Source organism: Pirellulales bacterium (genome assembly GCA_019694455.1).
In the GTDB taxonomy this organism is placed as follows: Bacteria; Planctomycetota; Planctomycetia; order Pirellulales; family JAEUIK01; genus JAIBBY01.
Genome location: JAIBBY010000088.1, coordinates 1 through 9,892 on the forward strand (window position 1 = coordinate 1; position 9,892 = coordinate 9,892).

7 protein-coding genes are annotated in these 9,892 nt (G+C 61.6%); 3 read left to right on the forward strand and 4 right to left on the reverse strand.

Annotated elements, in window-relative coordinates:
* Positions 1-131: 131 nt before the first annotated feature.
* Positions 132-1,004 (forward strand): hypothetical protein, encoded by an 873-nt coding sequence (locus K1X71_20215; protein ID MBX7075474.1) that lies wholly within the window; start codon positions 132-134, stop codon positions 1,002-1,004.
* The gene (locus tag K1X71_20220; GenBank protein ID MBX7075475.1) at positions 964-2,016 is read left to right on the forward strand and encodes an RluA family pseudouridine synthase; all 1,053 of its coding nucleotides are present in this window, start codon (positions 964-966) and stop codon (positions 2,014-2,016) included. Before K1X71_20215 ends, K1X71_20220 begins: the two co-directional genes overlap by 41 nt.
* 93 nt (positions 2,017-2,109) lie before the next feature.
* Here the strand turns inward: K1X71_20220 and K1X71_20225 are convergent, their stop codons facing one another.
* Positions 2,110-2,415: a hypothetical protein gene (locus K1X71_20225; protein MBX7075476.1), complete on the reverse strand. Its 306-nt coding sequence runs from the start codon at positions 2,413-2,415 to the stop codon at positions 2,110-2,112.
* Positions 2,416-2,837: 422 nt separating this feature from the next.
* Here K1X71_20225 and leuS point away from each other — a divergent pair, with 422 nt between their 5' ends.
* On the forward strand, positions 2,838-5,699 hold the full coding sequence (gene leuS, locus K1X71_20230; protein MBX7075477.1) for a leucine--tRNA ligase: 2,862 nt from the start codon (positions 2,838-2,840) through the stop codon (positions 5,697-5,699).
* Between the two features lie 27 nt (positions 5,700-5,726).
* Here leuS and K1X71_20235 read toward each other — a convergent pair whose 3' ends face one another.
* From K1X71_20235 to metH, 3 genes are all read right to left on the reverse strand, one after another.
* The gene (locus K1X71_20235; GenBank protein MBX7075478.1) at positions 5,727-7,067 is read right to left on the reverse strand and encodes an MFS transporter; all 1,341 of its coding nucleotides are present in this window, start codon (positions 7,065-7,067) and stop codon (positions 5,727-5,729) included.
* Between the two features lie 141 nt (positions 7,068-7,208).
* Positions 7,209-8,612 carry a c-type cytochrome gene (locus tag K1X71_20240; GenBank protein MBX7075479.1) on the reverse strand — a complete coding sequence of 468 codons (1,404 nt, stop codon included), beginning with the start codon at positions 8,610-8,612 and terminating at the stop codon, positions 7,209-7,211.
* 252 nt (positions 8,613-8,864) lie between these two features.
* Positions 8,865-9,892: methionine synthase (metH, locus tag K1X71_20245; GenBank protein MBX7075480.1), on the reverse strand; the 1,028-nt coding region annotated here is incomplete at its 5' end.

Sequence of the window (9,892 nt, forward strand, 5' to 3'; positions counted from 1 at the left end):
ACTTCCACACCTTGACCGGTTTTCGATGGAATCTCTATACTGCCCAGTCACCTTCAAGCGACCGCTGCGCGCCAATGAGGCGCCTCGGTAACGCCATCTGAGACCGGTAAGAGAAATAGGCGCTCCCCCGCATGAAAACCGAACGCCGACACGAACTTCAGACCAACGCCCTGGCCGATCGGCTCGGCAAGAGCGTAGAGCTGATCGAGCAGAACTATCGCGCGGTGGTCGGCGTGCTCGTCGCCCTCTTGATTATGGTGGCGGTCTATTTCTACATCTCGGGCGAGCGCACCGCCTCGCGCACGCAAGCCTGGGATCGCTATTTCAAGGCGCTCAATCAAAACGACATGGTCGACATGATGAGCGTGGCCGACACCTACTCCGACACCGCGGCCGGCGCCTGGGCTCGCCTCACGATCGCCGACCAAAGCTTTGCCCAAGGCGTCAGCCAACTGCTGCAAAACAAGGCCGAAGCGAACGACCAACTGCATCGCGCCATCGACGCCTACGACCAGGTACGCAAATCGGCCGCGGCCCAGCAACAACCGCTTTTGGCCCAGCGCGCCCTCTGGGGACTGGCCCGCAGTCACGAATCTCAAAATCAACTCGACAAGGCCCGCGACGCTTACGCGCAACTCGCCGAACCAGGGCGCTGGACCGACCCCATCTTCGCCACCGAGGCGCAGCGCCGCCTCAAGGCCCTGGAACAACAGTCCACCAAACAGTTTTACGATTGGTTCGCGCGTCAAGAACCGCTAGCTCCCGCCGGCACGCCCGCCGGGACCAAGCTCGATCTCGAAGCGCTTCCCGATAGCCCGCCCCCCACTTCGCCTCCGGCCGGCGACAATGCGGCTAGCCAATCGTCGTCGGAGCCCGCGCAACCCGCGGGCGGCGCCACTCCGCCAGCCGGCGAAGCCGCTCCAACTACCAGCGAAGCCACGCAAACCGCGGCTGCCCCCGCCGATGCCAAGCCCGGCGAAGCACCCGCTCCGACCACGCCATAGCGCCGGTTCTTCCATGGCATCCGGCGAGCTCACCTCCGAGCCAGTCGAGTTGGTGGTCGCCCCCGAGGAGGCTGGCCTGCGCCTCGACAGCTTTCTGGCCGTTCGCTTGCCCAAGTACAGCCGCGTTCACTTGCGCAAGGTGATCAACGCCGCCGCCGCCAAGGTCAACGATCGGCGCGAGAAGGCCGCGCACCATCTGCGCCCAGGAGACCGCGTTACCCTCTTCCTGCCAGACCTTCCGCGCAAGCGCGCCGCTCCCGAGGCCATTCCGCTGGTCGTGCTCTACGAAGACGATCTGCTAGTGGCGATCAACAAACCCCCCAACATGGTCGTGCATCCCGCGCGCGGCCATTGGACCGGCACCCTCGCCAGCGCGCTCGAGCATCGGTTTCAGTCGCTCAGCGCCGTCGGCGGTCCCACCCGGCCGGGCATCATCCATCGACTCGATCGCGACACCAGTGGCGTGATCCTCGTCGCCAAGACCGATGCAGCGCACTTGAAAATGTCGCGACAGTTCGAAGAACGACTAATCGAAAAGGAGTACTTCGCCATTGTCGCTGGCGAGCTGGATCGAGATCGCGACTGGATCGACGAGCCCATCGGCATGCACCCGCGACATCGCGAGAAGATGGCCATTCGCCACGATGCCGCCGACAGCCGCGCCGCGCAAAGCTTCTACGAGGTGATCGAACGTTTTCGCGGTTTCTGTGCCCTCAAAATTCTGCCCAAGACCGGGCGCACCCATCAGATTCGGGTCCATCTGGCCCATGCCGGCGCCCCGGTGCTGTGCGACAAGCAATATGGCGGCCGCAGTCAACTGACGCGGGGCGAACTATGGCGAGACCCGGCGGATCAGACCGTGCTCTTGGCGCGCCAAGCGCTGCATGCGCATCGCATCGCGTTCAGTCATCCGGGGACCGGCCAGCGCCTGCAAATCGAGGCCCCATTGCCCGATGATTTGCAGCAGTTGCTCGCCGTCTTGCGATCGCGCCAAGCGAACTACTCGAAATAACTTGCCTTCGGGCGCAGGCAGTGTTGCTAGCGGCAACGGAGAGGCCCCTCTCCCCTCCGTCGTCGATAGCATCCAGAAAACCAGTCAGGCGGTCTAACTGCCGCTGCTCGCCGCCAGATTCTCGCTGGCGGGCGTCGGCTCGCTAGACATGCTCGGCTGCGGCATGCTGGCGGCCATCGGTTTGCGGGCGCTTCCCTTTTTCTTCGCCCCCTTCTTGGCTGGCGCCTTCTTCGCGGCGGCTGGCTTTTTCTTGGCGGTCTTCTTCGCCGCCGCTGGCTTGGCTACGGTCTTCTTGCTCCCCTTCTTAGCCGCTTTCTTCGGCGCCTTCTTCCCCTTCTTGACGGTCACTTTAGCGCTCTTCTTGGCCGCCTTCCCTGCAGCTTTCTTCTTCTTCGCCATTAGGTGCGAACCTCCCGAGAGTGTTGGGGTTTGATCAACCGGCAATCGAATCCTTGGGCCGAGCGGCCGGGATTTTGCCGTTCAGTCGCGCTCTTCACCGGTACACGACTCGTGTAGTTTAGCGTCGTATTCAGTTAGTCAAGCATTTCCTTGGGCGCAGTCAAACAATCAAAGCGTAGCGCCTCGCGCCGCAGGCAATCGCCTTCGCGCGCCAGAGCACAACAGGCCCATTCGCGCCACGGTTCTCGCGCTGGCGCGAGCCTGCAACCGACCTGACGGGTTCTATTCCCGCTCATCTATCCATAAAATCTTCGGTTTGCCCTGTTCGATCACCGCTGCCGCGGGGCGGTTCCAAAAGATCAGCTTTCCACTTCCCGCCAGTAACTTGCCCAGGCGAGCGACGCCTTCCAGGAATCCACCTCATGCCGCGCTACAACCCCGCCACGATCGAGCCCAAATGGCAGGCCTTTTGGGAAGAGCAGCAAACCTTCGCCGCTCCGCGGCTGCCCAAAGCCGACAAGCTCTACGTGCTCGATATGTTCCCCTACCCCAGCGGCGATGGGCTCCATGTCGGGCATCCCGAGGGGTACACCGCCACTGACATCATCTGCCGCTGGGCCCGCATGAAGGGGATCTCGGTGATGCACCCGATGGGCTGGGATGCCTTTGGACTCCCCGCCGAGCAGCATGCCAAAAAGACGGGCGTCCCCCCGCGCATCACCACCGAAAAGAACATCAACACATTTCGCCGCCAACTGAAAATGCTCGGCTTCAGCTACGACTGGGGCCGCGAGCTGGCAACCACCGACGTGGCCTATTTCCGCTGGACGCAGTGGATCTTCCTTTTGCTGTTCGACACCTGGTACGACCACCAAGCCGGCCGCGGCCGGCCGATTGCCGAACTGCCGATCCCCAACGACATTCAGTCCCAAGGCGTCGACGCCGTTCGACAATTTCAAGACGAGCATCGCCTGGCCTATCAAATCGAGGCGCCGGTCAACTGGTGTCCGGCCCTCGGCACCGTGCTGGCCAACGAGGAGGTAATCGGCGGCGTCAGCGAGCGCGGCGGCCATCCCGTTGTGCGGATGCCGCTGCGGCAATGGATGCTCCGTATCACCGCCTACGCCGACCGACTGGAAAAAGACCTGGAGCAGGTCGATTGGCCCGAAAGCGTCAAGGCGCTCCAGCGCAATTGGATCGGCCGCAGCACCGGCGCCGAGGTCGATTTCTTCATCGGCGACAATGGCGCCCATGCCGCCGATGCCCCACCCCCAGCGGCCTTCGACACTTGGAAGTCGCGGCGATCCAAGGAAGGCTTTCCACGCAAGCCGGGCGACGATGTGATTCGCGTTTACACCACCCGCCCCGACACCCTCTACGGCGCCACCTACATGGTGTTGGCGCCAGAACATCCGTATGTGAAGCGGTTAACAACCGCCCCCCAGCGCGCGGCGGTCGAAGCCTACTGCGAGCAGGCCGCCCGCAAGAGCGATCTCGATCGCACCGATCTCGCCAAGGAAAAGACCGGCGTCTTCACCGGCGCCTATGCCCAAAATCCGGTCAATGGCCGCGCTACGCCCATTTGGGTGGCCGATTACGTGCTGCTGGGCTACGGCACCGGCGCGATCATGGCAGTGCCGGCGCACGACACCCGAGACTTTGAGTTCGCCCGGCAGTTCGACATCGCCATTGTCCCGGTCGTCGATCCCGGCGATGCGCCCAATCGGGCCGCGGTGCTCGCGGGCCAGGCCGTCTTCACCGAGGTCGGCATGGCGATGAACTCCGACGCCTATAACGGCTTGGCCACCGATCAATTCAAGCAGCGGATCACGGCCGACCTGGATCACGCCGGCCTCGCTCGCCAGGCGGTCAATTACAAACTCCGCGATTGGCTCTTCAGTCGGCAGCATTTTTGGGGCGAACCCTTCCCGGTCCTGCACGAACTCGATTCCCAAGGGCAGATCACTGGCCGCGTGCGAGCCATTTCCGAAGATGCCCTGCCCGTCGATTTGCCGGAACTCAAAAAATTCGAGTCGCACGGCCGCCCCGATCCGCCGCTGGAGCAGGCCCCCGCCAAATGGCTCTACCCGGTCATCGACGGCGTCCGCTACAAGCGCGAAACAAACACCATGCCGCAATGGGCCGGCAGTTGCTGGTACTATCTCCGTTTCTTGGATCCCGCCAACAGTCAGCGTTTCGTCGATCCCGAGATCGAGCGGGCGTGGATGCCGGTCGACCTCTACATCGGCGGCGCCGAGCATGCCGTGCTGCATCTCTTGTACAGCCGCTTCTGGCACAAAGTGCTGTACGACCGGGGCCACCTCTCCACGCCCGAGCCGTTTCGCAAGCTGGTGAATCAGGGAATGATCCTCGGCGAGATGGAGTACACCGGTTATCAAACCGCCGGGGGAGGCTGGGTTAGCGCGGCCGACGTAGCGGAGAATGCGGAAGGCAAACTTGCCGCCAGGTCCACGGGCGAGTCAGTGACGGCGGTCAAACTGCCGCCGGATCAGGCGCAAAAACAGGGCGAAGGCTTCGTGCTCGCGTCCGATCCGATAATTCGCGTCGACAGCCGCGCCTACAAGATGTCGAAGAGTCGCGGCAATGTCGTTAATCCCGACCGTGTGGTTGAGGAATACGGTGCCGATTCGCTCCGCTTGTACGAAATGTTCATGGGGCCGCTCGAAGCGACCAAGCCCTGGAGCATGACCGGCGTCAACGGAGTGCGCGGATTTCTCGACCGCGCTTGGCGCATGATCGTCAGCGACAGGGCCGATGACCTGCAACTGAACCCGGCCGTGCAAGACGTCCCTCCCACCGTGGAACAGAACCGCTGCCTCCACAAGACGATCGCTGGCGTGACGCAAGACCTGGAGCAACTCGGCTTCAACACCGCCATCGCCAAATTGATGGAGTTCACCAACTACTTCACCAAGGTCGATCCGCGTCCCCGCGCCGCGATGGAAACCTTCGTGTTGCTACTTTCCCCCTTCGCGCCCCACATCGCCGAGGAGCTTTGGCGCCTGCTGGGGCGCCAGGACACCCTGGCTTACGAGCCGTGGCCCGTCGCCGACCCGGCGCTGCTCAAGGCCGACACCGTCGAAGTGCCGGTGCAGATCAAAGGCAAGGTCCGCAGCCGCGTTGTGGTGCCCGCCGAAACCAGCGCCGCCGATTTGGAGGCCGCCGCTCGCGCCGATCAGCGGATTCAAGAACTGTTGGCCGACCAACAGGTCGTCAAGGTGATCGTGGTGCCCGGCCGACTGGTCAACTTCGTCACCAAATAACGTGGTCGCACCAGCGCGATCGCCGCGTCACGCGATGCGATGCGCCCGCGCCACGTCGCGCCGCGCAAAGACCAGCGCCGCGGTCAACAGCAACAGCGCCACCAGCAAATAGATGATCGACGTCGAACCAATCGCCACGCTCATCGACATGCCTCGGTCAACTGCCACTCCAATCAAGATTGTCCCCAGCCCGGCGCCGAACCAGCCAATCATGTTCATCAGCCCCACCGCGGTGCTCCGTCGAGAGGCCGGCACCACGTCGTACAGCGCCGCCCAGATGTTCGAGTCGTAAATTCCCTTGAACAATCCAAACAAGGTCATGGCGCCCATCAAGATCGCCATGTTCTGCGTCCAGCCACACAAAAAGATGAACGGCGCTCCCAGGATGATCCCCAGCGCTTGCACGGCGATGCGCCCCCCCGGCAGCATGCCGCTCCATCGATCAGCCAGCACGCCCCCTAACAGCGATCCGCACATGCTGGCCACCTGAATGAACAGCGTGGCGCTCAAGCCGGCCATGCCCAGCTTGAGGTCGAACTTCTCTTTCAGGAAGGTGGGCATCCAGCTCAGAAAAATAAACGCCACGAAATTGGCGCCAAAGAAGGCCGCCGCCAGCGTCAGCGCGGTCCGATTTTGCGCCAGCTCCCGAAGGAATATGCCCATCGGCAGCGGACTGGCCGCCTCTTCGATTGTTGGCGGTGGCGTGGTCTCATCGGCAATCGCCGGTAGCACGTCGGCGACTTCCTGCAACTGCGCTTCATTGCGGCGCGGTTCGCGGATGAACGTGGCCAAGATAAGGCCGAGCACAATGCCGGCGCCGCCAAGCAGCAAGAATGGAGCTTGCCAGTTCCAATGCTCCGCCATCCAGCCGGCCAGCGCCCCGCCCCCAATGGTGCCGGCGTAAACGCTCGTTTGATGAATGCTCATCGCTCGCGACCGCGTGCGCGTGGAGTGGTAATCGCTCACCAGCGACATGGAGGCGGGAAAGTAAAACGTCTCCCCTAGTCCCTCGCTCGCTCGCACCGCCACAAACTGCCAAGATCGCGTGCACAGCGCCGTAAACCCGGTGATCGCGCTCCACGCGTACAGGCCCGCCAAGATCACCACCTTGCGCGGAAAGCGGTCGCTCACCTGCCCTGCCATCGGCGCCGTCAGCGCGTATACCCACATAAACGCCGATACGATCATCCCTTGCTCGGTCTTGCTGAATCCGTACTCCTTCTCCAGCACGGGCAGAATCGACGAGATCGCCTGCCGATCCGCGTAATTGAAAAAGCAAATGAACCACAGCATGCCCACCACGGCCCATTTGTAGTTCGGTCCCACGCTCTGGCGAGGAGCGATCGTCGGTGCGGCCAAGCGTGTCACAGGCGGCTCCTGGCGGTTCTGGCGAATCGTAGTAAGCGAGTATTGTGACCGCCGCGCCGCTGGCCGGCTACCGCGTGGCGCAATAAAAAGGCCCACCCGATTTCTCAGGTGGGCCGTGGAATCGATTGGATCGGTTCGCCTCTAGATCGTCTTCAAGTACTCCATCACGGCAGTCTTCTCCTCTTCGCTCAGCGCGTCGGGGAAGGTGTGCCCCTCCGTGCTCTTGCCGAACAAACGCGAGTCGAAATAAGTCCGCTTTTCCTTGGCGCTGGTCACTTCGGCCGGCAAATCGTCCATCTCCGCCACCTCCAGGCCCACACGCTTGGAGTCGTAGCCATCCTCGGTGCGCTTCCAAACTACCGGGCGCTGATCGCTATGGAACATGTGCCACAGCGTCGGAACCGATCCGTTGTGCAGATACGGCGCCGATGCCCAAATGCCGTTCAGCGGCTGCGCCACATACCCCTGTGGATCGCAAATCCCTTTTTTCTCGCCGTGGTTCGAGAACCAACCTTCCTCGTATCCCTTGCGCATCTCATAGGTCAACGAGTCGAGCCGAGCGCGATCGGTGCCCACTTCATCGATCGATACGATCTTTTGCGGGAACGCCGAACCATCGTCGTAGCGGCCATGACATTTCGCGCAATTGTTGTTGAAAATCTCGCGACCCGTGCCCGCCAGTTGTTGATTGACTTCAAACGGGTACTTCGGCGCCTCCAGAGATTCGACCCAGGCGAAGATCTCCTTGTAATCATTCTCCGCTTTGTGGAACACCTCGGGCCCATTCGAAAACACCATCATGAATTGCATCATCGCCCGATGTCCCTTCGCGGCAAATCCATCGGCGTACAAATGCGTCTTCCGCTTCATAATCCACCACGCCGGCGCGTCGTGGTCGTGATGCACCATCTTCGGCGTCGGGTATTCGGGATGAACGTTCAGATCGCGATCGCGGTACGCCCCCAGCAAGACGCCAAAGATAATCGCGTTGGTCGTGCCGTTCGATTTACCCAACGGAACAACCAGCGAGCCCAATTCGGTGGGGGGCACCCGTCGTTTCAATAAGCGCTTCGTCGAATAGATCTCTTGAAACAGCGTCTCCAGCGCGATGTGCGTGTTCGGCGCCCCCATAATGACTTGGCCGGCAACCTTACCGCCGTGACAAGCGAAGCAATTGAGCACCCAGCCCCCCTTGCCGTTGTCCGCATATTGCAGCGGAATGCCTCCTTCGCGGCCCGGCGCTTCGGTCAACCCGTAACGCGAGAACGCCATCTGGCGGCGCTCCTCGGGAGTCGCCTGCTCCGCCTTGGACTTGAGCGGCTCTTCCCACGTTTTCCAGAGATTGTCGAAAACCTCCTGGTCCAGTTGCGCCGGCACGTACTCGTTATTGAGCAGGTGCCGATAGCCTGCCGGGTAAGAATCCAAAGCCTGCGGGGTGGATGGAGTGTTCGCGGTATTGGCCAATTCCACGCCAAACGCGGCGCAGCATCCAATTCCCCAACCAAGGGCCAGTAGTTTAATGGTGTGCATTGCCGGTCGTCTCATGACCCACTCTCCAAGCTGTTCAATTACCGTCGGGAAACGACTAACTATTCTGATGGAAACGGTTTGCGTTGATTCCGCTAAGGTTTCTGACTTTTCGTTTCGCCAACTAATCCTTAGTCGGCTAACTGATCGGCAGTTTAACCGCCGTCCCACTAGATTTGCAAGAAAAAATCGCGTTCAGAATCACCGTTTTAGCGCCAGCACGACATGCGGGCGGCCGACTCGCGATCGGCTTGAGAGTCCCGGAGACTATTATCCCGGCTCATAGCCCAAATTCGGCGATAGCCAACGTTCGGCATCGGACAGAGGAATGCCCTTGCGCCGCGCGTAATCCTCCACCTGGTCGCGCGTCATCAAATCGACTGCAAAGTATCGCGACTGCGGATGAGAGAAGTACAACCCGCTCACCGCGGCCGCCGGCCACATCGCGCAACTATCGGTGAGTTGTATCCCCGTCTCGCGCTCCACATCCAGCAGGCGCCAAATGGTCTGCTTCTCGGTGTGGTCGGGACAGGCCGGGTATCCTGGCGCGGGCCGAATCCCGCGATACTCCTCGCGAATCAAATCGTCGTTCGTCAGCTCTTCGCCGCGTCCATAGCCCCACTCGCGTCGCGCTTGCTGATGCAGCATCTCGGCAAAAGCTTCGGCCAGCCGATCGGCCAGCGCCTTCGACATGATCGAGTTATAGTCGTCGTGATCGGCGCCAAAATGCCTGACCAGTTCATCCGTGCCGTGCCCCGCTGTCACGGCGAACGCCCCCACGTAGTCGGCTCGCCCACTCGACAGCGGCGCCACGAAGTCAGCCAGCGCGTAGTAGTTGGTTGTCCCTTTGCGCTGCCATTGCTGCCGCAACGTGTGCAATCGCGCCAATTCTTCGCGCCGCGACTCCTCGGTGAATAGCACAATGTCGTCGCCCACGCTGTTGGCCGGCCAAAACCCAAAAATCCCCCGCGCCTGTAGCAACTTCTCCGCCACGATGCGCTTTAATAGTTGCTGCGCGTCGTCGAATAGTTGACGCGCCTGAGCGCCAACGTGCTCATCCTTGAAAATGGTCGGGTATTTGCCCTTCAGCTCCCATGTCATAAAAAAGGGAGACCAATCGATAAAAGGCAACAATTGCTCCAGCGGCACTTCGCCCAGGTTGCGCGGCCCCAAGAAACTAGGCTCGGCGATCTCGATGTTGCCCCAATCAGTGGCGAACCGGTTCGCCACCGCTTCGCGATAAGGGGTCAGCGTCACCTGCCGCCGCTTGTTGTACGACTCGACCAGTTGCGCTTGCA

Excerpts from the sequence above, each read along its gene's own strand:
- K1X71_20240 (MBX7075479.1), bottom strand. The coding sequence starts at position 8,612 with ATGAGACGACCGGCAATGCACACCATTAAACTACTGGCCCTTGGTTGG.
- K1X71_20215 (MBX7075474.1), top strand. The coding sequence starts at position 132 with ATGAAAACCGAACGCCGACACGAACTTCAGACCAACGCCCTGGCCGAT.
- leuS (MBX7075477.1), top strand. The coding sequence starts at position 2,838 with ATGCCGCGCTACAACCCCGCCACGATCGAGCCCAAATGGCAGGCCTTT.
- K1X71_20225 (MBX7075476.1), bottom strand. The coding sequence starts at position 2,415 with ATGGCGAAGAAGAAGAAAGCTGCAGGGAAGGCGGCCAAGAAGAGCGCT.
- K1X71_20220 (MBX7075475.1), top strand. The coding sequence starts at position 964 with ATGCCAAGCCCGGCGAAGCACCCGCTCCGACCACGCCATAGCGCCGGT.